We start from the raw sequence: 21,729 nt of genomic DNA, 5'->3' as shown, positions 1-21,729 counted from the left end.
CATCCCCGTGCGTCAAAAGGAACAGCGTCCATGGCCAACAGCACTTCCCCCATCCGCGTCGGCATTCTTGGCGCGTCCGGTTACACCGGCGCCGAGCTGGTGCGCATGCTTCTGCGCCATCCCGGCGTGGAGATCTGCGCGCTGACGGCCGAGCGACAGGCGGGGAAGCCGATGGCGGAGGTGTTCCCGCATCTGGGCCAGTTCAACCTGCCCGGCCTCGTGAAGATCGAGGAGGTCGCCTGGGACAAGCTGGACGCCGTCTTCTGCGCCCTGCCGCACGGCACCACGCAGGAGGTCATCGCCGGCCTGCCGCGCCACATCAAGGTGGTGGACCTGTCCGCCGACTTCCGCCTGTCCGACCCCGCCGAATACGCCACCTGGTACGGGCATGAGCACCGCGCCGTGGAACTTCAGAAGGAGGTCGCCTACGGCCTGACCGAGTTCAACCGGCAGGGCGTGCGCAAGGCGCGCGTGGTCGCCAACCCCGGCTGCTACCCCACCTGCTCGCTGCTGCCGCTGCTGCCGCTGCTGATGGACGAGATGATCGAGCCGGGCGGCATCGTGATCGACGCCAAGTCGGGCGTGTCCGGCGCCGGGCGCGACGCCAAGCAGCAGAACCTCTTCACCGAGGTGTCGGAGGGCTTCAACGCCTACGGCGTCGGCCACCACCGCCACATGCCGGAGATCGAGCAGGAGCTGCGGCTCGCCGCCGGGCGCCCGGTGACCGTCAGCTTCACGCCGCACCTCGTCCCGATGAACCGCGGCATGATGGCGACGATCTACGTGCGCATGGCCGACGGTGTCACTGCCGACGACCTGCGCGCCACGCTGACCGCACGCTACGAATCGGAGCCCTTCGTGAACGTCACGGCGGCGGGCACCGCCCCGGCGACCCGCCACGTACGCGCGTCCAACCAGGCGCTGATCGGCGTCTTCCCCGACCGCACCCCGCGCGGCGCCATCATCGTTTCGGTCATCGACAATCTGGTGAAGGGCGCCTCCGGCCAGGCCATCCAGAACATGAACGTGATGTTCGGCCTGGGCGAGACGACCGGCCTGGAGCAGGCCCCGCTGTTCCCGTGACCGGAGAAGGAACCCCCGCGATGTCCGGCCTGATCCTGCCCTTTCAGGGCACTCATCCGAAGATCGACCCGAGCGTCTATGTGGCGCCGACGGCCTCGGTCATCGGCGACGTCGAGATCGGGCCGGGCAGCAGCGTCTGGTTTGGCTGCACCATCCGCGGCGACGTGAACGAGATCCGCATCGGTGCCCGCACCAACATCCAGGACGGCACCGTCGTCCATGTCGCGTCGGCGGGGCAGGGGACCTACATCGGCGACGACGTGTCGATCGGCCACATGGCCCTGCTGCACGCCTGCACGCTGGAGGATGGTTGCTTCATCGGCATGCAGGCCTGCGTCATGGACGGGGCGCATGTCGAGTCGGGGGCCATGGTGGCTGCGGGGGCTCTGGTGACCCCCGGGAAGCGTGTTGCCGCGGGGCAACTTTGGGCCGGAAGTCCCGCGAGACCCGTGCGTGCACTAACGGAAAAGGACCTTTCCTTCTTCCCGGTAAACGTCCGAAACTACGTGCGGCTTGCCCAAATCTACAGAGAGGGCTAATACCTCTTTAGTGCTTCGCAGCACTGTGGCATACTAGCAACAGTGACACCGGAACGAAACGTGTAGGACTTCCGGAGGGTATGTTTGAACGTGGACAAACCCCACATGTTTCGCGTTTTGTCACGTTACATGCACGCGATATGTCCTATCGTTTGTGCGATTCGTCCTCCGCGAACCAAGCGGTAGGGAGTGTGTCTCTAAGGGAGTGGAGAAATGAACAGCTTCTTCCGCGCTACCATGGCCGTCGTGCCGGCCGCCGTCGTCGCTTTCGGCCTGACCGCCGGGGCTCAGGCCCAGAGCGCCGACACCGCCGAGTGGTGCAACCCGGTCATCGGCTGGAACAACACCCCGGTCCGCACGGCGGATGGCGGCTACGCCACCCACCAGGGCAGCTACAAGTGCCCGCCGGCCGCCGCTCCGGCGGTTGCTCCGGCCCCGGCCGCCCGCGCCCAGACCGAATACCTGGTCTTCTTCGACTGGGATAAGGCCAACGTCACCCCGGCCGCCGATCGCGTGATCGGCGATGCGGCCGCCGCCATCGGCAAGGGCGCCAACGCCCGCGTCCATGTCGTCGGCCACACCGACACCTCGGGTTCGCCGGCCTACAACCAGCGTCTGTCGGTGCGTCGCGCCGAGGCGGTGAAGCAGGCCCTCGTCTCCAAGGGCATCGGCGCCGGCGCCATCACCACCGAGGGCAAGGGCGAGAGCCAGCTCCTGGTGCAGACCGGCCCGAACGTCCGCGAGCCGTCCAACCGTCGTGCGCAGATCCTGCCGCGCGGTGCGAACGCCCCGTCGTCGTAAGGCGCAGGTTCCCCGTCGGGACACGAGCCCCGGACTTCGGTCTGGGGCTTTTGCCCGATGAAGGAATTCGCCGGATAAAGGAAAAGGCCCCGGACAAAATTGTCCGGGGCCTTTTCTTATGGACCGTTTCCTTGATTCCGTCGCGTCGACGGTTTTGGCCATCCGGAGGGCGGTGGACAGCCCTCCGGACGCGGGTCCTCAGACGATGCGCACCTTGGCGTAGGAGCCGGGAGCGTCTTCCAAAGCGGGCAGGCCGCCCTTTTCCGGATCGCGCGCCGGGACCTTGCCTTCAGAGAAGGTGGAGACCCAGTTGTTCCACTCCGGCCACCAGGAGCCGGGGGTCTGCTCCGACGACGCCAGCCAGTCGTCCGAGGCCTTCGGCAGCTTGGCGTTGGTCCAGTAGCAGTACTTGCCGGCGGCCGGCGGGTTCACCACGCCGGCGATGTGGCCGGAAGCGGCCAGCACGAACTTCACCGGGCCGGAGAAGAGGTGGGCGCCCATGTAGGTGGACTTCCACGGCGCGATGTGGTCCTCGCGGGCCGACAGGAAGAAGGACGGGGTCTTCACGTTGCGCAGGTCGATCGGCACGCCGCCCAGCGACACCGCGCCCGGCTGCGCCAGAAGGTTCTTCTGGTACATGTTGCGCAGGTAGAAGCTGTGCATTGCCGCCGGCATGCGGGTCGAATCGCTGTTCCAATAGAGCAGGTCGAACGGGAACGGGTCCTTGCCGAGCAGGTAGTTGTTCACGACGAACGACCAGATCAGGTCGTTGGCGCGCAGCATGTTGAAGGTGGTCGCCATTTTCGAGCCGTCCAGGTAGCCCTGCTGGGCCATCTGGCTCTCGATCATGGTGAGCTGCTCCTCGTCGATGAAGACCGACAGCTCGCCGGCTTCCGTGAAGTCCAGCATGGTGGTGAAGAAGGTGGCCGACTTGATGCGGTCGTCCTTCTTGGCCGCCATGTAGGACAGCGTCGAGGCCAGCAGCGTGCCGCCCAGGCAATAGCCGATGGCGTTCACGTCCTTCTCGCCGGTCACCTTCTCGATGGCGTCCAGCGCGGCCAGAACGCCTTCGAACATGTAGTCCTCGAAGCCCTTCTGGGCCAGCTTCTCATCCGGGTTCACCCAGGACAGGATGAAGACGGTGTGGCCCTGGTCCACCGCCCATTTGATGAAGCTGTTCTTCTCGCGCAGGTCCAGGATGTAGTACTTGTTGATCCAGGGCGGCACGATCATCAGCGGCCGCTTGTTCACGTCCGGCGTGGTCGGGGTGTACTGGATGAGCTGCATCAGATCGGTCTGGAAGACGACCTTGCCCGGCGTGACGGCGATGTTCTTGCCGACCTGGAAGGCGTCGTAGTCGGTCATGGAGATGCGCAGCTCGCCCTTGCCGCGCTCCAGGTCCTTCAGCAGGTGCTCTAGGCCCTTGACGAGATTCTCACCGCCCGTCTCGATGGTCGTGCGCAGCACCTCCGGGTTCGTCATGACGAAGTTGGAGGGCGCCATCGCGTCGACGAACTGGCGGGTGTAGAAGTCGACCTTCTTGGCCGTGTGGTCGTCCAGCCCATCGACCTCGCTGACCGTCGACTGCATCCACCGGGCCGACAGCAGGTAGGACTGCTTGATGAAGTCGAAGAGGGTGTTCTCGTCCCAGGCCGAATCCTTGAAGCGGCGGTCGTCCTTCGCCGGGGCGATGACCGGCTGGGCCTCCTGGCCGAAGAAGCGCTGGGTGGTGCGCTGCCACAGGGTCAGGTAGTCCTGCCACAGCGTCATCTGCGCCTTCATCAGCTTGGCCGGGTCGGCCATCATGCGCGTGGTCATTTCCAGGAACGCATGGCCGACGCCCATCGGGTCGGGGTTCTTCGCGCCGACGCCGTCCGAGGCCTGACGGGACAGGAAGTCGGTGACCAGCCGCTGGCTCTGCTCGGCGATGCGGGTCATCGCCCGCGACATCTCCACCGGGTCGGGAAGCTTGACGTCAGGGGCCTGGTTTTCGGCCATTGGTGCGGTCCTTCTTCTTTAGGCGAGTTTAGGCTTCAGGAGGGACGTTGTGCGGTTTATACAGTGCCTGCCGGAAGTCTGTTCGGTCGGAGTGCGTTCCGGTCCTGGCATCCCGGACAGCTTATGCCATGTCCGTTCGAGCCGGGGTCCGTCATACACCTCTCGTATGAAGATTTCATTTCGCCCACCACCGTTCAAGCGGCCGGATGGGTTCGGATGTGGGGTTCGCAGAATGGAAACGGGTATCCGACGCGGCGTGGTGGCGAAGGCGGGCCGGTTGGGCCCAGCGCTGTCCGTCCTGGTTGTCTTGGGGCTCTCCGCCTGCAGCGACCGCGTGCTCGACACCGGGCTGCTCGGCGCCGTGACCGGCCGCGACGTGCCCAGCCAGGAGTCGCCGGTGCGCGGCATGTCCGGCGAGGCCCGGGAATACCCCAATCTCGGCACCGTTCCGCCGCGCCCGACCGACCTGCGGACCGAAGCGCAGCGCCAGGAGGATCTGGACCGTCTGGCCCAGGACCGCGAGGCCGCCAGGAACATGCTGCCGACCCCCATGGACGCTCCCCCGCCGCCGAACATCACGCCTGGACAGCCAAGCGCCGGGAAGCCCGCCTCCGGGAAACCCAATTGAGGGCAGGGGTGTAGCAAAAGGCTGACGCTGCCAGTAATCCGTAAGTATACCTATGCGGAGCGTCCTTCGGCCTCTGATGGCGTTCCTTTGAAGGAAAGGGACGCACCGGTTTTCGTCCGGTCGATGCGCAGTTCCGATGGCGGTGGCGCGGACCACGGAGCACCCATTGCTGCTGCCAAGGCGAAAAAACTACGTCTTGCAGCGGCGGGTCCGCAACAGATTTTCATGCTGCGACTATTTGGCGCGTCGGCTTCGCTTCAGCTCGGTCGAAATTCACGTTGGGCGGATCGATGCCGTGCAGATCGGCGCCGCGCGGCCATGGCACCGCGGCATGACCGCCCTGCGCCGACCGCGGTTGCTGGAAATTATAAGGCGCCCTTACAATAAGGGATGCTTGATGAATCCCCCTTCGGTATGATCCTGATCGACTGCGCGCGGCTTCTGCGCGCGCGGTTCGACCGTGCCCTGGACGACGCGCGGCTCGGCCTCACGGCGGGGGAGGCGCGGGCGCTGGTTTATGTCTGCCGCCACCCCGGCTCGCGCCAGTCGGTGTTGGCAACCCACATGTGGGTGGAGCCGATGACCCTGGTCGGCTTCCTCGACCGGCTGGAGGCGCGCGGGCTGGTGGTCCGCGAGCCGGACCCGGCGGACCGCCGCGCCAAAATCGTCCAGCCGACCCCGCAGGCCGAGCCGCTGGCGCTCCAGGTCCTGGAGGCCTTCCGTACCGAGCGCGAGTCGGCCATGGCCGATCTTTCGGCGGAGGAGATCGTCCTGCTCAAGGACATGCTGGACCGCCTGCGCAATCGGATGATCGCGGACGACCGCGGCGGGGCCGGCCAATGAGCCGCGCCTCCGCGCAAACCGACGCGCCCGCCATGACGGAGACTCGGACCGCCGTCATCGGGACGCTGATCGTCACGCTGGGGCCGCTCAGCCTCGCGCTCTACACGCCGGCCCTGCCGATGCTGGTGGAGGCGTTCCAGACCACACCGGCGGCGCTGAAGCTGACGCTCACCGTCTATTTCTTCGGCTTCGCCTTTTCCCAGCTCGCCTGCGGGCCGCTGTCCGACGCCTACGGGCGGCGGGCGGTCGCTCTGGCCTTCTTCGTCACCTACGTCCTGGGCAGCGTGGTGGCGGCCCTGTCGGGCAGCATCGAATGGCTTCTGGTCGGGCGGGCCCTGCAGGGCATCGGGGCGGCGGCGGGCATCGCCATTTCCCGGGCCATCGTGCGCGACCAGTTCACCGGCCAGCGGTCGGCGCGCATCCTGAATCTGATCGGGTTGATGCTGGCCGTGGTGCCGGCGGTGGCGCCGACGCTGGGCGGGGTGATCCTGGGCACGGTGGGCTGGCACGCCATCTTCGTGGTGATGACGCTCTACGGCCTCGCCGTGCTGACCGTCTTCGCGCTGGGCACGGCGGAGACCAACCGGACGCGCGACCGCTCGGCGGCCCGGCCCGGCCCGGTGATCCGCAACTACCGGACCCTGCTGACCGACCGGCGCTTCATGCGGGCGGGGCTGGTTCTGGGCCTGACGCTAGGCGGCCTCTACACCATGGCGGCGCTGCTGCCCTTCGTGATGATCGAGCGGGTGGGGCTGAGCCCGACCGTCTTCGGCTTCGCCATGCTGCTGCAGACCGGCTCCTACACGCTGGGGGCGACGCTGGCGGGGCGATTGCTGCGCCGGGTGGACGCGATGCGGTTGATCCCCTACGGGCTGGCCTGCGTGGCGGTGGGCGGGCTCGGCTTCGCCCTGGCGCCCCTGACCGGCGAACCGACCGTGGCGAGCGTGATGGGTCCGACCGCCGTCTGGGCCTTCGGCATCGCCCTGGTCATGCCCGGGGCGACCAGCGACGCCCTGGCCGGCTTCCCCCGGATGGCGGGAGCGGCCTCGGCGCTGATCGGTTTCATGCAGATCGGCGGCGGGCTGGCCGGCACCGCGATGGCCGCGCTGTTCGCCGATCCCTACACCGCGACGACGGCCATCATGCCGGGCTTCGCCCTTCTGTCGCTGCTGTCCTACGCACTGCTGCGCGTCGCGGCGTCCCGGCGCGGCCACCCGGCCGAGCCCGCCCGACCGGAGGATCTGGAGGTCGCCGTGGACCCCGTCGCCCTGGTCGGCGCCGGCGGGGAGGAGATCGAGGAAGCGCTGCACCAGCGTCGGACATCCGGCCGCAAGGGAGGCTGAAGACGGGCTTCGGCGTCCGGGATGCCTCAGGCAGCGCAGGAATGCGGCCGGACGCGAATTTTACCTCGCTTCTGAAGATGCAGGGCGGTAGATAAGTGGTCCCGGTCCGCAAATATGGGTTCGTGGCGTGGCCGGACAAGGCTTCGGAGCGTCCATGAGCGATTCAGAATTCCACCGGATCAAGCGGCTTCCGCCCTACGTCTTCGCCGAAGTGAACGCCATGAAGGCGCGAGCCCGAGCTGCCGGCGAGGACATCATCGACCTCGGCATGGGCAACCCGGACCAGCCGACGCCCCAGCACATCGTCGATAAGCTGATCGAGGCCGTGCGCGATCCCAAGACGCACCGCTACTCGAACTCCCGCGGCATCCCCGGCCTGCGCAAGGCGCACGCGGCCTATTACAAGCGCCGCTTCAACGTGGACGTCGATCCGGAGTCGGAGTGCATCGTCACCATCGGCTCGAAGGAAGGCCTCGCCAACCTCGCCCAGGCGATCACCAGCCCCGGCGACATCATCCTGGTGCCGAACCCCAGCTACCCGATCCATCCCTTCGGCTTCATCCTGGCCGGCGCCTCGGTGCGCCATCTGCCGGTGGGGCAGGCCAACGGCACCTCCACCGACATCGACAGCTTCATGAACATGCTGGAGCGCGCCGTGCGCCACAGCGTGCCGAAGCCGCTGGCGCTGGTGCTGAACTACCCGTCCAACCCGACGGCGGAGGTGGTCGGGCTCGACTTCTACCGCCCGATCGTCGAGTTCTGCCGCAAGCACGGCATCTACATCCTGTCTGATCTGGCCTACGCCGAGGTCTTCTTCGACGGTGACCCGCCGCCCTCGATCCTGGAGATCCCAGAGGCGCGCGAGGTGGCCGTCGAGTTCACCTCGATGTCGAAGACCTACTCGATGGCCGGCTGGCGCATCGGCTTCGCCACCGGCAACAAGACGCTCATCACCGCGTTGGCCCGCATCAAGTCGTACCTGGACTACGGCGCCTTCACGCCGATCCAGGTCGCCGCGACCGCCGCGCTGAACGGCCCGCAGGAGTGCGTGGAGCAGGTGCGCACCATGTACCGCCAGCGCCGCGACGTGATGATCGAGGGTCTGGCCTCGGCCGGCTGGACGGTGCCGAGCCCCTCGGCCTCGATGTTCGCCTGGGCGCCGATCCCGGAGCCCTTCGCCCATCTCGGCTCGCTGGAATTCTCCAAGCTGCTGCTGCAGGAGGCCAAGGTGGCCGTGGCGCCGGGCATCGGCTTCGGCGAGTACGGCGACGGCCATGTCCGTCTGGCGCTGGTGGAGAATGTTCACCGCATCCGTCAGGCGACCCGCAACATCAAGGAGTTCTTCCGCTCCAACGCCGCCGGTGCGGCGGCGAGCAAGGACCCGGCGGCGCGCGCCGCTCTCCTCGACCCGGAGAAAGCGAAAGTCTGATGTCCGACTCCCACAAAACAGGCCCCCTGAAAATCGCCGTCGCGGGCCTGGGCACGGTCGGCGCGGGCGTTCTGAAGCTGCTGGAGCGGCAGGCCGACCTGATCGAGCAGCGCTGTGGCCGCCGCATCGAGGTGGTGGCGGTCAGCGCCCGCTCGCGCGGCAAGGACCGCGGCGTCGACCTGTCGACGGCCGAATGGTACGACGACCCGGTGGCGCTCGCCGCCCATCCCGGCGTGGATGTGGTGGTCGAGCTGATCGGCGGCTCCGAGGGGCCGGCGAAGGAGACCGTCGAGCTGGCGCTGGAGCGGGGACGCCACGTCGTCACCGCCAACAAGGCGCTGCTCGCCCACCACGGCACCGCGCTCGCCGCCAAGGCGGAGGCCGCCGGCCTCGCCATCGGCTTCGAGGCGGCGGTGGCCGGCGGCATCCCGATCATCAAGGGGCTGCGCGAAGGGCTGGCGGGCAACCGCGTGTCGGAGGTGCACGGCATCCTCAACGGCACCTGCAACTACATCCTGACCGAGATGCGCACCACCGGCCGCGATTTCGCGGACGTGCTGGCCGACGCGCAGAAGCTGGGCTACGCGGAAGCCGACCCGAGCTTCGACATCGACGGCGTGGACGCGGCGCACAAGCTGGCCATCCTGACCTCGGTGGCCTTCGGCACGCCGGTGGACTTCAAGAGCGTCCATGTCGAGGGCATCCGCCACGTCTCGGCGGTGGACTTCGACTACGCCGACGCGCTCGGCTACCGGATCAAGCTGCTGGGCATCGCCCGGCGCACCGATCACGGGATCGAGCAGCGCGTGCACCCCTGCATGGTGCCGAAGGCGGCGCCCATCGCGGCGGTGGACGGCGTGTTCAACGCCGTGATCGCCCAGGGCGACTTCGTGGACCGCGTGCTGTTCGTCGGCCGCGGCGCCGGCGAGGGGCCGACGGCCTCGGCGGTGGTCGCCGACCTGATCGACATCGCCCGCGGGCGCTCCACCCCCACCTTCGGCGTGCCGGCGGCCCAGCTTTCCGAGGCCCAGCCGTCGCCGATGGAGGCCCGCCGGGGGTCGTACTACGTACGCCTGATGGTCGTGGACCGTCCCGGCGTGATAGCGGATGTTGCGGCGGCCATGCGCGACCAGAACGTCTCCATGGAGCAGTTCCTGCAGCGCGGGCGCGCCCCCGGCGAAGCGGTGCCGGTGGTCCTGACCACCCATGACACCGAAGAGGCGGCCATGCAGCGCGCGCTCGCCACCATCGCCGCCAAGGAGTCGGTGGTCGAGCCGCCGCGCATGATCCGCATCGAACAGTTTTGACCGAACCATAGAAGAACCGAGCATCGATTCGGGGGAGAACAACCATGTCCGTTCATGTCGACCTGTCCGGTATGGACCGGAACCTGGCCTTGGAAGCCGTCCGCGTCACCGAGGCCGCCGCGCTGTCCGCGTCGCTGCTGATGGGCCGCGGTGACGAGAAGCTTGCCGACCAGGCCGCGGTCGACGCCATGCGCCAGGCGCTCAACACCCTCTACATCGACGGCACCGTCGTGATCGGCGAGGGCGAGCGCGACGAGGCGCCCATGCTTTACATCGGCGAGAAGGTCGGCGCCGGCATCGGCCGCGGGCCGAAGGTGGACATCGCGCTCGACCCGCTGGAAGGCACCACCATCTGCGCCACCGGCGGCCCGAACTCGCTGGCCGTCATCGCCATGGCGGACGAGGGCGGCTTCCTGAACGCGCCCGACGTCTACATGGACAAGATCGCCGTCGGCTCCGGCCTGCCGGAAGGCGTGGTCGATCTCGACGAGACGCCGGCCAACAACCTCAAGGCGCTGGCCAAGGCCAAGGGCACCGAGGTGCAGGAGCTGCTGGTCTGCATCCTGAACCGTCCGCGCCACGCCGAGCTGATCGCCCGCGTCCGCGAGGCCGGTGCGCGCATCATGCTGATCAACGACGGCGACGTGTCGGGCGTGATCGCCACCAGCCAGGCCGGCACCGGCGTCGACATGTATGTCGGCTCCGGCGGTGCGCCGGAAGGCGTTCTGGCCGCGGCGGCGCTGCGCTGCATCGGCGGCCAGTTCCAGGGCCGTCTGCTGTTCCGCAACGACGACGAGAAGGCCCGCGCCGCCCGCTGGGGCGTCAAGGACCTGAACAAGAAGTACAGCCTGACCGAGCTGGCCAGCGGCAACGTCATGTTCGCCGCGACCGGCGTGACCGACGGCGCCATGCTGCGCGGCGTCCGCCGTTTCCCCGGCGGTGCCACCACCCACTCGGTCATCATGCGTTCCAAGTCGGGCACCGTGCGCTACGTCGAGGCGCACCACAACCTGCAGCGCAAGCCCAGCATGGCCTGAGGCTGCTTAAAGAAAAAGGGGCGCGCGGTGCTCTGCCGCGCGCCCCTTTCCTTTTTGAAGTTTACAGACCCTTCCGCCGCCGTCCCTCGGCGTCGGCGGCCTTCATGGCGGCCAGGACGCGCTGCGGGGTGATCTCGTGCGGTTCGTTGTGGATGGTCTCGCCCTCGGCGCAAGCCCGTTCCGCCGCCAGCAGGAGCCGCTCGTCCGGCACACCGGCGAGGCCGATCTCGGCCAGCGTCGTCGGCAGCCCCACCGCCTTGCAGAAGCCGTAGACCTCGTCCAGCACCGCCGGCGGCCGGTCGGTCAGGATCAGCAGCGTCAGCGTGCCGAAGGCGACCTTCTCGCCGTGCCAGCAATGGTGCGTTTCCTCCAGCGCGGTCAGGCCGTTGTGGACGGCGTGCGCCGCCGCCAGACCGCCGCTCTCGAAGCCCAGCCCGCTCAGCAGCGTGTTGGCCTCGACGATGCGCTCCAGCGCCGGGGTGACCACGCCCTGTTCGCAGGCCGACTTGGCGAGCACGCCATACTCCAGCAGCGTGTCGTAGCACAGCCGGGCCAGCGCGAAAGCGGTCATCGGGCCGACGCGCCCGGTCATGTTGCCGCCGCGCTTGATGCGGCAGTCCTCCGCCTCGAACCAGGTGGACAGGGCGTCGCCCATGCCGGAGACGAGGAAGCGCACCGGGGCGCTCGCCACCACGCCGGTGTCGACCAGCACGAGGTCGGGGTTGCGCGGCAGCACGAGGTAGCGCTTGAAGGCCCCCTCCGGCGTGTAGATCACCGACAGGGCGCTGCACGGCGCGTCGGTGGAGGCGAGCGTCGGAACGATGGCGGTGCGCGCGTCCAGCGCGTGGGCGATCGCCTTGGCGGTGTCGAGCGCCTTGCCGCCGCCGATGCCGGCCACGACCTCCGCCCCCATGGCGCGGGCGAGGCCGGTCAGCCGCTCGATCTCCTCGTCGGAGCATTCGCCGCGGAATTCCTGGATGTCCATCTCGACGCGCCCGGCGGCGGCGTCAACCAGCCGGCCCTTCAGCGTCTTCAGGACGAAGCCGTCGGTAACGGCCAGAACCGTCTTGCCCAGCCGGGCCAGATCCTCCCCCAGGCTGTCGAGGGCGCCGTTGCCCTGAACGTAGCGGGCCGGAAAGATCGCCGTGGTGATCATGGTTCCCTCCTCCGCGTGTGGATGACGCAGTGGAGCAGGACATTTCCCCACCCGCAATGACCTGCCTCAAGTTGCGGTGCGGCAAGGCCGCCTGCCACCTTTGCGTACAGACGCGACGCTTCCGACGCTACCGACGGCCCCCATCCGCTGGCCCGCATGTCCCCCATCTGCTATGGCTTCGCCCTTTCCGATCCGTGGCATTCTGGGCAGCATGACCGACACCGTTCCTCCCTTCCTGAACGTCGCCCATTCCCTGTCCGGCAAGCGCTGGCAGGCGCGGCCCTACGACGAGCGGCTGGCCTGGGGGCTGGCGCAGGGGCGGGGGCTGCCGGAGATCGTCGGGCGGGTGCTCGCCGCCCGCGGTGTGACGGAGGAGGCATGCGACGGCTTCCTGAACCCGACGCTGAAGGCGCTGCTTCCCGACCCCTCCCGCTTCAAGGACATGGACGTTGCCGCGGAGCGCATCGCGCGCGCCGTGATGGATGGCGAGCCGGTGGCCGTCTTCGGCGATTATGACGTGGACGGCGCCACCTCCTCCGCGCTGCTGCGGCGCTTCTTCCGGGCGGTGGGGGCGGATCTGCGGATCTACGTGCCCGACCGCATGAAGGAGGGCTACGGCCCCAACGGCCCGGCGCTGCTGCGGCTGAAGGCCGAGGGCGTGCGGCTGGTGGTGACGGTGGACTGCGGAATCTCCGCCTTCGCGGCGCTGGAGGCGGCGGCGGAGGCCGGGCTGGAGGTGGTGGTCCTCGACCATCACGCGGCGGAACCGCGTCTCCCGCCTGCCGTCGCCCTGGTCAACCCGAACCGGCTGGACGAGGACGGTGCCTATCGCACGCTGTGCGCGGCGGGGGTGACCTTCCTGGCCGTGGTGGCGGTGAACCGCGCGCTGCGTGGCGCCGGATTCTACGCGGGCCGCAACGAGCCGAACCTGATGGAGTGGCTCGACCTCGTGGCGCTGGGCACGGTGTGCGACGTGGTGCCCCTGACCGGGCTGAACCGCGCCCTGGTGGCGCAAGGGCTGAAGGTGATGGCGCGGCGCGCCAACCCTGGCCTGTCCGCCCTGTCCGACGTCGCCGGGGTCAAGGAGAAACCGGACGCCTACCACGCCGGCTTCGTGCTCGGCCCGCGGGTCAACGCCGGCGGGCGCGTCGGCGCGTCGGACCTCGGGGCGCGGCTGCTCTCCACCGACGACCCCATGGAGGCGATGGAGCTGGCCCAGAAGCTGGAGGCCCACAACGCCGAGCGCCGCGCGGTGGAGCAGGGCGTGCTCGCCGACGCCATGGCCCGGCTGGAGGAGCACGCCGACGAGTTGTCCGAGCTGGTCTTCGTGGCGGGGGAGGGCTGGCACCCCGGCGTGATCGGCATCGTCGCCAGCCGCCTGAAGGAGCGCTACAGCCGCCCCGCCTGCGTCATTGCCCTGGAGGAGGGGGCGGACGGCACGGTGATCGGCAAGGCCTCGGGCCGTTCGGTGCGCGGGGTCGATCTCGGGGCGGCGGTGATCGCGGCGCGGCAGGAAGGGCTGCTGATGGCCGGCGGCGGGCACCGCATGGCGGCGGGCTTCACCGTCGCGGGCGAAAAGCTGGCCGACCTCCAGGCCTTCCTGACCGGCCGCGTCGCCGAAGAGGTCGCCGCGGCCCCGCTGGTGCCGACGCTGGAGCTGGACGGCGCGCTGTCGGTGGGGGCCGCGAACGCCGCATTGGTGGACCGGTTGAACCAGCTCGGCCCCTTCGGCACCGGCAACGCGGAGCCGCGCTTCGCCGTCACCGACGCCCGCGTGGTGCGGGCGGACGTGGTCGGGGCGAATCATGTCCGCTGCATCCTGCAGGGTGGCGACGGCGCCCGGCTGAAGGCCATCGCCTTCCGCGCGCTGGACAGCGAGATGGGAAAAGCCCTGCTGATGGGCCGCGGATCGCCCTTCCACCTCGCCGGCGTCCTGCGCATCGATCGCTGGAACGGGGCGGAGGGAGTCCAGCTTCTGATCGATGACGCCGCACCCGCGCAAACCATGTGAATGCAAACAAATTCGGAGCGGAGACCATGCATAGGGGGCATACGCGAACGAGGTAGAAAGGCGTTGGAAAAAACGCTTGCGCTCGGCCCGCCATCCCATTAGTAATCCCGCCACGCCAACGACGTCCCCATCGTCTAGAGGCCTAGGACACCGCCCTTTCACGGCGGCGACAGGGGTTCGAATCCCCTTGGGGACGCCATCTTCTCACAGGTTGGCACCGGTTTCGAAAGCTCAGCCCTTGGCTGAGCTTTTGTCGTTTCAGGCGTCATTTGTCCGGTGCCTTTGCCGGCTGCGGGCGACCCGTTCGTCGTGATGCCGTCGTTGGCCTCTCCCGCCCGTCGAAATAGCGCCAAGTGGCGGTTTCCAGGGGGGGCTCCGTGGACTAACGTTCCTCACGCTCTTCGACGGGGCCAAGGGAACGGGAGACATCCATGACCATTCCGACGACACGCCTTCCTTCGGGAACCGCCGTGCCGGTGCTCGGCCAGGGCACTTGGTACATGGGCGAGGACAGCCGCGACCGCGCGCGGGAGGCGGCGGCGCTGCGGCTCGGCCTCGACCTCGGCATGACGCTGATCGACACGGCGGAGATGTACGCCGACGGCGGGGCGGAGGAGGTGGTCGGCGAGGCCATCGCCGGGCGCCGGGACGAGGTGTTCCTGGTCAGCAAGGTGTTGCCGATGAACGCCAGCCGCCGCGGCACCATCGCGGCCTGCGAACGCAGCCTGAAGCGTCTGCGTACCGACCGCATCGACCTCTATCTGCTGCACTGGCGCGGCAGCCACGATTTTTCCGAAACCATTGAGGCCTTCGACACGCTGATGCGCGACGGCAAGATTGGCCGATGGGGTGTCAGCAACCTGGATCTCCAGGACATGGAGGAGTTGGTCGGTACGCCGGGCGGGGAGGGGGTGCAGACCAACCAGCTCCTCTACAACCTGACCCGCCGCGGCATCGAATACGACCTTCAGCCCTGGTGCCGGGGGCGAGGCATCCCGATCATGGCCTATTCGCCGATCGAGCAGGGGCGGATGCTGCGCCATCCGGAACTGCGCCGCGTCGCCGACCGGCACGGCGCGACACCGGCCCAGGTCGGGTTGGCCTGGCTGCTGCGCCAGGACGGGGTGATCGCCATCCCCAAGGCGTCGGACCCCGCCCATATCCGCGACAACCGGGCCGCCGCCGACCTGCGGCTCGACGAGCAGGACCTCGCGGACCTCGACCGGGCTTTCCCGCCGCCCCGCGGGCCGCGCCCGCTGGAGATGCTGTAGCGCGGCGAAGCGCAGCGCTTGCGGTGGCGGACTCGATTTCCCTGGCCGAACGGCCTATGTATGCTGCATTGCGGAATCAGGCATGCCTGAGTCCGCGTGTGGCTCATCCGGGATTCGAAGCATGCTCGCCATCGTTCTTCTGTCCATGCTGTTGTCGGGCTTCGCCATCGTCGTGGCACGGATTCTGACCGCCGAGGTCGCCACCGCCGGCATGCCGGTCCGCGATCCCTGGTCGCCCCGGCATCTCCGCCGGGTGAAGAAGGCGCGCAAGGCGCAGGAGGAGATCGAAGGCGGACCGTCCTGGGCGTCGTTCCCGCGCGGGCTCTGACCTTTTCCCGAAAACCTTTCCCCAAAAGCAGATCGGGCCGGGAAATCTCCCGGCCCGATTGCGTTCAGGTGCTGATGGTGCGGCCGGTGCCTTACTGGGCCGGCTCCGCAGCCAGCTTCGAGGCCGGCAGGCTCTCGGTGATCTGGCGGGCGCGCATCGGCTTCAGGACGAAGATCGCCAGCAGGGCGGCGATGCCGTTCACCGCGGCGGCGAAGAAGAACACCGCCTGCCAGCTGCCGGTCGAGGCGACCGCCACGTTGGCGAAGGGAACGACCAGCGACGCGGTGCCCTTGGCGGTGTACAGCAGGCCGGCGTTGGTGGTGGCGAACTTCGAGCCGAAGGAGTCGCCGCACAGCGCCGGGAACAGGCTGTAGATCTCACCCCAGGCGAAGAACACCAGACCCGTCAGGATCACGAAGGCGACGGGGTTGTGGCCCCACTGGTTCAGCGCCAGGATGCCGACGCACTCCAGAGAGAAGGCGATGAACATGGTGTTCTCGCGGCCGATGTGGTCCGACACCCAGCCGAAGAAGGGGCGGGTGACGCCGTTCAGCACGCGGTCGATCGACAGGGCGAAGGTCAGCGCCGGCAGGGTCAGGCCCATGATGCTGACGGGAACGCCGTCCAGGTGGAAGTCCTTGGCGATCGGGCCGAGCTGCGCGGTCGCCATCAGGCCGCCTGCCGCCACCATCACGAACATGGCGTACATGACCCAGAAGACCGGGGTCTTCAGCATCTGGACCGGGGTGTAGCTTTCGCGGGTCTGCGACACCGACGAGCGGGAGACCTCCGGAACCTGCCCCTTCTTCGGCGCCGCCAAGAACCACGCCAGCGCGAGGATCACCGCGCCCTGGCCGATGCCGAAAGTCAGGAAGGTGGCTTGATAGCCCGAGGAGTGGATCATGTTGGCGATCGGCACGACCGTCAGGGCCGAGCCGGCGCCGAAGCCGGCGGCGGTCAGGCCGGCAGCGAGGCCGCGGCGGTCGGGGAACCACTTCAGCGCGTTGCCCACGCAGGTGCCGTAGACGCCGCCGGCACCGATGCCTCCCAGCGCCGCGCCGAGATAGAGCATGGCGAGCGAGTCGGCCACCGAGTTGACCGCCCAGGCCACGGCGCAGAGCACGCCGCCGATCAGGACGACGATGCGCGGGCCGAACTTGTCGACGAACCAGCCTTCGACGGGAACCAGCCAGGTTTCCATGACGACGAAGATGGTGAAGGCCACCTGGATGGCCGCACGGCCCCAGCCATGCTTCTGGTCGATGGGCTCGACGAACAGAGTCCAGCCATACTGCAGGTTCGCGATCATCGACATGCAGATGACGCCGATGACGAGCTGGAACCAGCGGCCACCGAGGGGCCCCTTCGGGGCCTCCGTGAGGGCTTGGTGCATTTCTCTCCTCCTAGAAGCGATCTCTTTGCGAAGCGGTCTTTTGCTTTTTTGAGTCGGGTTGTTTTTGTTTTTTTGATTGGAGGCTTCCCCGTGGTGTGCCGGGGTGACTCCATCGTCTTGGCTTGCCCGTGGAACCGGCCGCTTGGTGTGGGCGGCTTAAGCTCCCGGAATGAGCGTTTTTGGCATTAGAGATATGGTATGCCAGATACAGTTTTCGGCGCAAGCTGTTTGTCAGCGTAACAAACAGACTTGGCATGCAGGGCCGGTCTACCACCTTCGGAAGCGCTGATGGCCCTTGTTCGGATAGGGGTTCTCGCGCCTGGACGGTGGCTTTGCTGACGGTTCGTCAGCAAAGCGATTTGGCCCATTCTGGTATCTGGTATACATATAAGGCGAGAGTGCGCGTCGACTCGGGACGGCATGCCGCTTCGGCGCCGTCGCGCGATTGACCAGCTTCAAATCGTCGATACAGGGGAGGAGAGGACTCGATGACCACCGCCATTTTCACCCACCCGGACTTCCTGGCGCACGACACCGGCCCGGGGCACCCGGAGCGTCCGGAGCGAATCGCCGTGGTGTGGGAGGTTCTGGACCGCGACGAGTTCCGCGATCTGCCGCGCTTCGAGGCCCCGGAGGCGGAGGTCGAGCAGCTGCGCTGGGTGCACGACCCGGCCTATGTGGACGCTGTGCTGAACGCGGTCCCGGACAGCGGCCATGTCCGGCTGGACGCCGACACCGTGCTGTCCCCCACCTCGCGCTCGGCGATCCTGCGGGCCGCCGGCGCGGTCTGCGCGGCGGTGGACGCCGTGCTGGACGGGACGGCTACGAATGCCTTCTGCGCCGTCCGCCCCTGCGGCCACCACGCCGAGCCGGCCCGCGCCATGGGCTTCTGCGTCTTCAACAATGTGGCGGTCGGTGCCGAGCACGCCCGCAAGCGGCGCGGCCTGACCCGAGTGGCCGTGGTCGACTACGACGTGCACCACGGCAACGGCACCCAGGCGATGTTCTGGGACGACGCCGACCTGTTCTTCGCCTCGACCCACCAGTCGCCGCTCTATCCCGGCACCGGCTCGATGAGCGAGACCGGGGTCGCCGACAACATCGTCAACGCGCCGCTGCCGCCCCACTCCGGGACGGTGGAGTTCCGTCAGGCCATGGAGCGGCGCATCCTCCCCGCGCTGGAGGAGTTTCAGCCGGAGTTGATCCTGATCTCCGCCGGATTCGACGCCCACGCCCGCGACCCGCTGGCGTCGCTGAACTTCACCGGCCCGGACTTCGAATGGGCGACCCGCAAGCTGATGGAGGCGGCGGACCGGTTGTGCGGCGGTCGCGTGGTGACGGTGCTGGAGGGTGGCTATGACGCCATCGGCTTGGCGGAAGGCTGCGCGGCCCACCTTCAAGCCTTGATGCGTGGCTGATCGGGCTGCCATGGCGTGGCTCCCTCATCAATTGGGAGGTCTTTTCGAAGGTCTTCGTGCGGGTGCATCATGCGAGCAGTTGCTTCCCGCACGGATTATCTGGTATACCAAATACCAGAGAGACGAACAGAGTCCCTCGAACACACAAAAAAACGGGAGTTACGCACGATGGACCAGCGGATCGCCGAACAGAACGCTGCTCAGAACGCTTCGGGCCAGCCCACCATCGAAATCACTCTGGCGAAGACCGACGCCGACATCGCCGACAGCTACGCGGTGGTGAAGGAACTGCGCACCCACATGACCGACGCCGACGCCTACGCCGCCCAGATCCGCCGCCAGATGGAGGACGGCTACAACATGGCGCTCCTGCGCATCGACGGCGAGGTGGCCGGCTGCGGCGGCTTCCGCGTTCACGAGACGCTGTCGCGCGGCCGCTATATGTATGTTGAGGACCTCGTCACCTCGCCGAAGCACCGCTCCTTCGGTCTGGGCGACAAGCTGTTCGATTGGCTGGCCGCCCAGGCCCGCGAAAAGGGCTGCGCCCAGATGGAAATCATCTCCGGCGTCCAACGCGGCGACGCGCACCGCTTCTATCACCGGAAGCGCATGACGGTTAAGGCGTTCCAGCTCGTCCTTCCGCTCACCTGATCCCGCGCACCTGATCCCGCACACCGGATGGACCCGCGAACCGGGAGTCCGGACGGGCTGAGCGTCCGGTTTTCCATGCTCGAACTTTCGTTGGAAAACCCAGGATTCTCGCCCGATTCCGGATCATGCCCCTCCCTCGACAGGGTCTATTTTGCCAGTTGACATCTGGTATCTGGTATACCAAACTCCGTATTTGTTCGGTGTGCTGATTGATTGGGGTTACTGCAAAGGCTGCGCAGCGCGTGGCCGATAATTGGGGGAGAGGAAACGGGTTATGAAGATCTGCATCTTTGGGTCCGGGGCCATCGGCGGGTATCTGGGTGTGCGTCTCCACCAGGCCGGCGCGGATGTCAGCCTCGTGGCGCGCGGCGCCCACCTCACGGCCATGCGTGAGAACGGCGTGAAGCTGATCGTCGGAGAGGAAGAAACGGTCGTCCACCCCCGCTGCACCGACAACGCGGCGGAACTCGGCCCGCAGGACTACGTCATCATCGGTCTGAAGGCCCACTCCGTTCCCAGCGTCGTCAACGCCATCCAGCCGCTGCTCGGCAAGGACACCGCCGTGGTCACCGCGGTCAACGGCATCCCCTACTGGTACTTCTATAAGAATGGCGGCGAATTCGAAGGCCGCGTGCTCGACACCGTCGATCCGGGCGGCATCCAGTGGAACGGCCTGAGCCCGGAGCGCGCCATCGGCTGCGTCGTCTACCCCGCCACCGAAGTCGTCGAACCCGGCGTCATTCAGCACATCTACGGCGACAAGTTCTCGCTGGGCGAGCCGGACGGCAGCCAGTCGGACCGCGTGAAGAAGCTCAGCGCGGCGATGGAGGCCGGTGGCCTGCGCGCCCCGGTGCTCGACCGCATCCGCGACGAGATCTGGCTGAAGCTGTGGGGCAACCTCTGCTTCAACCCGATCAGCGCGCTCACCCACGCCACGCTGGACGTCATCTGCTCCGATCCGGAGACCCGCGCCGTCGCCAAGGCGATGATGCTGGAGGCCAAGGAGATCGGCGACCGTCTGGGCGTGCATTTCCGGGTGGATGTCGAACGCCGCATCAACGGCGCCGGCGCCGTCGGCGCCCACAAGACCTCGATGCTCCAAGATCTGGAGCGCGGCCGCCCGATGGAGATCGACGCCCTGCTGTCGGTGGTCCAGGAGATGGGCCGCATGGTCGGCGTGTCGACCCCGACCATCGACGTGGTTCTGGCGCTCGTCCGCCAGCGCGGTGAGATCGCCGACTGCTACAGCCGCCCGCAGCGGGCATCGTCCGAGGCCGCACCCGCGGTCGCCGCCCAGTAGGGCGGACACCGTCCGGCCCCGCACACAGAAACCATCGCCCCCAACGACGCAGCGAAGCAACGCCGAGGGGCCGGACAATCGCTTCACAGGAGGAGCGTCATGAGGGTTGAAGACATTCTCCGCCGGAAGGGGACGCGCATCGGCACGGTGCGCATCAACGAGACCGTAGAAACGGCGTTGCGTCTTCTCAAGGCGGAAAACACCGGCGCGCTGGTGGTCAAGGACGTCTGCCGGACCGAGGGCAACACGGTCGTAGGGGTGATTTCCGAACGCGACATCGTGCGCAGCCTGACCGACCGCGGGCCGGGCATCCTGTCCCTGCCGGTCACGGCGGTGATGAGCCATCATCCCGTCTGCTGCACGCCGGGCGATTCCGTCCGCCACGTGCTCCAGCTGATGGACGAGCACACCATTCGTCACATCCCCGTTCTGGACGGCGCCTCGCTGGTCGGCGTGGTCAGCGTGCGCGATCTCATCAAGGCGCAGCTCGACGCCGCCCCGCCGGACGCCGGGGCGGGCGAGGTCGTCAGCTACCCCGTCGCCGCGGCCCAGTGACGGACGACGGCGCCTTGGACAGCGTTCAAGGTCAGCCTCCACGTGAAGGCGGCGGCGGTCCGGAGGCGGTCACCCGCATCCATCCCGGGTGACCGCTCCGCCGCCCTGCGGGCCTGACGCCGGACACCGCCACGCCGCTGGCCGGCACCGACATCATTCGAGAATTTGACCGGCGGGCCGCCCGCCGAGGCCGCCCGCCGTCGAGGCCGGAGCGCTGACGCCTCGTCCTGCCGATTGCTTTGGGAGGCAATCAACAACCATGAAAATCGCCATACCCAGGGAACGGCGCGCGGGCGAGAATCGCGTCGCGGCGTCTCCGGAGACGGTCAAGAAGATCAAGGCTCTCGGTCTCGACGTCGTGGTCGAGGCCGGCGCCGGTTTGGGCTCGAACCTGCCGGACCGGGTTTACCAGGACGCCGGCGCGGAAATCGCGCCGGACGCCGCCTCGGCGCTGGCCGACGCCGACATCGTGCTGAAGGTGCAGCGCCCGCTGCTGGCCGGGGAAGGGGATCTCGACGAGCTGGCGCTGATCAAGCGCGGCGCGCTGCTGTTCGCCATCCTCAACCCCTACAACAGCCGCGACCACGTGGCGGCCTACGCCGCGGCCGGGGTGAACGCCTTCGCCATGGAGTTCATGC

The 21,729-nt window shown here is 67.9% G+C and carries 19 protein-coding genes, 1 tRNA gene and 1 pseudogene; 18 read left to right on the top strand and 3 right to left on the bottom strand.

Going from position 1 to position 21,729, the window contains the following annotated elements; translation table 11 throughout:
• Positions 1–30: 30 nt before the first annotated feature.
• The 3 genes from argC to DS837_RS27335 all read left to right on the top strand — a co-directional run bounded on the left by argC (position 31) and on the right by DS837_RS27335 (position 2,423).
• On the top strand, positions 31–1,083 hold the full coding sequence (argC, locus tag DS837_RS27345; protein WP_149167611.1) for an N-acetyl-gamma-glutamyl-phosphate reductase: 1,053 nt from the start codon (positions 31–33) through the stop codon (positions 1,081–1,083).
• A gap of 20 nt (positions 1,084–1,103) precedes the next feature.
• A complete protein-coding gene (locus DS837_RS27340; RefSeq protein ID WP_149167610.1) occupies positions 1,104–1,622 on the top strand; it encodes a gamma carbonic anhydrase family protein in 519 nt (172 codons plus the stop codon).
• A 213-nt stretch (positions 1,623–1,835) separates the two neighbouring features.
• Positions 1,836–2,423, top strand: a complete 588-nt coding sequence (locus DS837_RS27335) for an OmpA family protein (RefSeq protein WP_149167609.1) — start codon at positions 1,836–1,838, stop codon at positions 2,421–2,423.
• Between the two features lie 198 nt (positions 2,424–2,621).
• Here DS837_RS27335 and DS837_RS27330 read toward each other — a convergent pair whose 3' ends face one another.
• Entirely contained in the window at positions 2,622–4,421 is a 1,800-nt protein-coding gene (locus DS837_RS27330) for a PHA/PHB synthase family protein (protein ID WP_149167608.1), read from the bottom strand.
• Between the two features lie 232 nt (positions 4,422–4,653).
• On the opposite strand from DS837_RS27330, the gene DS837_RS27325 reads away from it, so the two are divergent.
• From DS837_RS27325 to glpX, 6 genes are all read left to right on the top strand, one after another.
• On the top strand, positions 4,654–5,049 hold the full coding sequence (locus tag DS837_RS27325) for a hypothetical protein (RefSeq protein WP_149167607.1): 396 nt from the start codon (positions 4,654–4,656) through the stop codon (positions 5,047–5,049).
• Between the two features lie 390 nt (positions 5,050–5,439).
• A complete protein-coding gene (locus DS837_RS27320) occupies positions 5,440–5,892 on the top strand; it encodes a MarR family winged helix-turn-helix transcriptional regulator (protein WP_247890161.1) in 453 nt (150 codons plus the stop codon).
• Positions 5,889–7,235 (top strand): multidrug effflux MFS transporter, encoded by a 1,347-nt coding sequence (locus DS837_RS27315; protein WP_149167606.1) that lies wholly within the window; start codon positions 5,889–5,891, stop codon positions 7,233–7,235. The genes DS837_RS27320 and DS837_RS27315 overlap by 4 nt, the downstream gene beginning before the upstream one ends.
• A gap of 154 nt (positions 7,236–7,389) precedes the next feature.
• On the top strand, positions 7,390–8,664 hold the full coding sequence (locus DS837_RS27310; protein WP_149167605.1) for an LL-diaminopimelate aminotransferase: 1,275 nt from the start codon (positions 7,390–7,392) through the stop codon (positions 8,662–8,664).
• The gene (locus tag DS837_RS27305; protein WP_149167604.1) at positions 8,664–9,971 is read left to right on the top strand and encodes a homoserine dehydrogenase; all 1,308 of its coding nucleotides are present in this window, start codon (positions 8,664–8,666) and stop codon (positions 9,969–9,971) included. The genes DS837_RS27310 and DS837_RS27305 overlap by 1 nt, the downstream gene beginning before the upstream one ends.
• Positions 9,972–10,015: 44 nt before the next feature.
• A complete protein-coding gene (gene glpX / locus DS837_RS27300; protein WP_014240259.1) occupies positions 10,016–11,008 on the top strand; it encodes a class II fructose-bisphosphatase in 993 nt (330 codons plus the stop codon).
• Between the two features lie 61 nt (positions 11,009–11,069).
• Here glpX and DS837_RS27295 read toward each other — a convergent pair whose 3' ends face one another.
• Positions 11,070–12,164, bottom strand: coding sequence for a glycerol dehydrogenase (locus DS837_RS27295; protein ID WP_149167603.1), 1,095 nt, complete (start codon positions 12,162–12,164; stop codon positions 11,070–11,072).
• Between the two features lie 211 nt (positions 12,165–12,375).
• Here DS837_RS27295 and recJ point away from each other — a divergent pair, with 211 nt between their 5' ends.
• From recJ to DS837_RS27275, 4 genes are all read left to right on the top strand, one after another.
• Positions 12,376–14,175 carry a single-stranded-DNA-specific exonuclease RecJ gene (gene recJ, locus DS837_RS27290; RefSeq protein ID WP_149167602.1) on the top strand — a complete coding sequence of 600 codons (1,800 nt, stop codon included), beginning with the start codon at positions 12,376–12,378 and terminating at the stop codon, positions 14,173–14,175.
• Positions 14,176–14,298: 123 nt separating this feature from the next.
• Positions 14,299–14,374 (top strand) — tRNA-Glu (locus tag DS837_RS27285).
• Positions 14,375–14,606: 232 nt separating this feature from the next.
• Positions 14,607–15,446: an aldo/keto reductase gene (locus DS837_RS27280; protein WP_149167601.1), complete on the top strand. Its 840-nt coding sequence runs from the start codon at positions 14,607–14,609 to the stop codon at positions 15,444–15,446.
• A gap of 121 nt (positions 15,447–15,567) precedes the next feature.
• Complete coding sequence (locus DS837_RS27275) at positions 15,568–15,774, top strand: hypothetical protein (RefSeq protein WP_114859934.1); 207 nt, start codon at positions 15,568–15,570, stop codon at positions 15,772–15,774.
• A gap of 91 nt (positions 15,775–15,865) precedes the next feature.
• Here the strand turns inward: DS837_RS27275 and oxlT are convergent, their stop codons facing one another.
• A complete protein-coding gene (gene oxlT / locus DS837_RS27270) occupies positions 15,866–17,167 on the bottom strand; it encodes an oxalate/formate MFS antiporter (RefSeq protein WP_149167600.1) in 1,302 nt (433 codons plus the stop codon).
• Between the two features lie 488 nt (positions 17,168–17,655).
• On the opposite strand from oxlT, the gene DS837_RS27265 reads away from it, so the two are divergent.
• From DS837_RS27265 to DS837_RS27245, 5 genes and pseudogenes are all read left to right on the top strand, one after another.
• Complete coding sequence (locus DS837_RS27265) at positions 17,656–18,585, top strand: histone deacetylase family protein (protein WP_149167599.1); 930 nt, start codon at positions 17,656–17,658, stop codon at positions 18,583–18,585.
• Between the two features lie 168 nt (positions 18,586–18,753).
• Positions 18,754–19,236, top strand: a complete 483-nt coding sequence (locus DS837_RS27260; RefSeq protein WP_149167598.1) for a GNAT family N-acetyltransferase — start codon at positions 18,754–18,756, stop codon at positions 19,234–19,236.
• Between the two features lie 274 nt (positions 19,237–19,510).
• Entirely contained in the window at positions 19,511–20,536 is a 1,026-nt protein-coding gene (locus DS837_RS27255; RefSeq protein WP_149167597.1) for a 2-dehydropantoate 2-reductase, read from the top strand.
• Positions 20,537–20,635: 99 nt separating this feature from the next.
• Positions 20,636–21,091 (top strand): CBS domain-containing protein, encoded by a 456-nt coding sequence (locus tag DS837_RS27250; RefSeq protein WP_149167596.1) that lies wholly within the window; start codon positions 20,636–20,638, stop codon positions 21,089–21,091.
• A 259-nt stretch (positions 21,092–21,350) separates the two neighbouring features.
• A pseudogene (locus DS837_RS27245) lies at positions 21,351–21,729 on the top strand (NAD(P)(+) transhydrogenase (Re/Si-specific) subunit alpha); the annotation flags it as partial.

Source organism: Azospirillum brasilense (assembly GCF_008365405.1).
Taxonomy (GTDB): Bacteria; Pseudomonadota; Alphaproteobacteria; order Azospirillales; family Azospirillaceae; genus Azospirillum; species Azospirillum brasilense_D.
Note: the sequence above shows the minus strand (reverse complement) of the source record. Positions and strands in the feature narration are given on the sequence as shown.

Excerpts from the sequence above, each read along its gene's own strand:
- glpX (WP_014240259.1), top strand. The coding sequence starts at position 10,016 with ATGTCCGTTCATGTCGACCTGTCCGGTATGGACCGGAACCTGGCCTTG.
- DS837_RS27295 (WP_149167603.1), bottom strand. The coding sequence starts at position 12,164 with ATGATCACCACGGCGATCTTTCCGGCCCGCTACGTTCAGGGCAACGGC.
- recJ (WP_149167602.1), top strand. The coding sequence starts at position 12,376 with ATGACCGACACCGTTCCTCCCTTCCTGAACGTCGCCCATTCCCTGTCC.
- DS837_RS27310 (WP_149167605.1), top strand. The coding sequence starts at position 7,390 with ATGAGCGATTCAGAATTCCACCGGATCAAGCGGCTTCCGCCCTACGTC.
- DS837_RS27325 (WP_149167607.1), top strand. The coding sequence starts at position 4,654 with ATGGAAACGGGTATCCGACGCGGCGTGGTGGCGAAGGCGGGCCGGTTG.
- DS837_RS27255 (WP_149167597.1), top strand. The coding sequence starts at position 19,511 with ATGAAGATCTGCATCTTTGGGTCCGGGGCCATCGGCGGGTATCTGGGT.
- DS837_RS27340 (WP_149167610.1), top strand. The coding sequence starts at position 1,104 with ATGTCCGGCCTGATCCTGCCCTTTCAGGGCACTCATCCGAAGATCGAC.
- oxlT (WP_149167600.1), bottom strand. The coding sequence starts at position 17,167 with ATGCACCAAGCCCTCACGGAGGCCCCGAAGGGGCCCCTCGGTGGCCGC.
- DS837_RS27335 (WP_149167609.1), top strand. The coding sequence starts at position 1,836 with ATGAACAGCTTCTTCCGCGCTACCATGGCCGTCGTGCCGGCCGCCGTC.
- DS837_RS27280 (WP_149167601.1), top strand. The coding sequence starts at position 14,607 with ATGACCATTCCGACGACACGCCTTCCTTCGGGAACCGCCGTGCCGGTG.
- argC (WP_149167611.1), top strand. The coding sequence starts at position 31 with ATGGCCAACAGCACTTCCCCCATCCGCGTCGGCATTCTTGGCGCGTCC.
- DS837_RS27305 (WP_149167604.1), top strand. The coding sequence starts at position 8,664 with ATGTCCGACTCCCACAAAACAGGCCCCCTGAAAATCGCCGTCGCGGGC.
- DS837_RS27330 (WP_149167608.1), bottom strand. The coding sequence starts at position 4,421 with ATGGCCGAAAACCAGGCCCCTGACGTCAAGCTTCCCGACCCGGTGGAG.
- DS837_RS27250 (WP_149167596.1), top strand. The coding sequence starts at position 20,636 with ATGAGGGTTGAAGACATTCTCCGCCGGAAGGGGACGCGCATCGGCACG.
- DS837_RS27315 (WP_149167606.1), top strand. The coding sequence starts at position 5,889 with ATGAGCCGCGCCTCCGCGCAAACCGACGCGCCCGCCATGACGGAGACT.
- DS837_RS27265 (WP_149167599.1), top strand. The coding sequence starts at position 17,656 with ATGACCACCGCCATTTTCACCCACCCGGACTTCCTGGCGCACGACACC.
- DS837_RS27275 (WP_114859934.1), top strand. The coding sequence starts at position 15,568 with ATGCTCGCCATCGTTCTTCTGTCCATGCTGTTGTCGGGCTTCGCCATC.
- DS837_RS27320 (WP_247890161.1), top strand. The coding sequence starts at position 5,440 with ATGCTTGATGAATCCCCCTTCGGTATGATCCTGATCGACTGCGCGCGG.
- DS837_RS27260 (WP_149167598.1), top strand. The coding sequence starts at position 18,754 with ATGGACCAGCGGATCGCCGAACAGAACGCTGCTCAGAACGCTTCGGGC.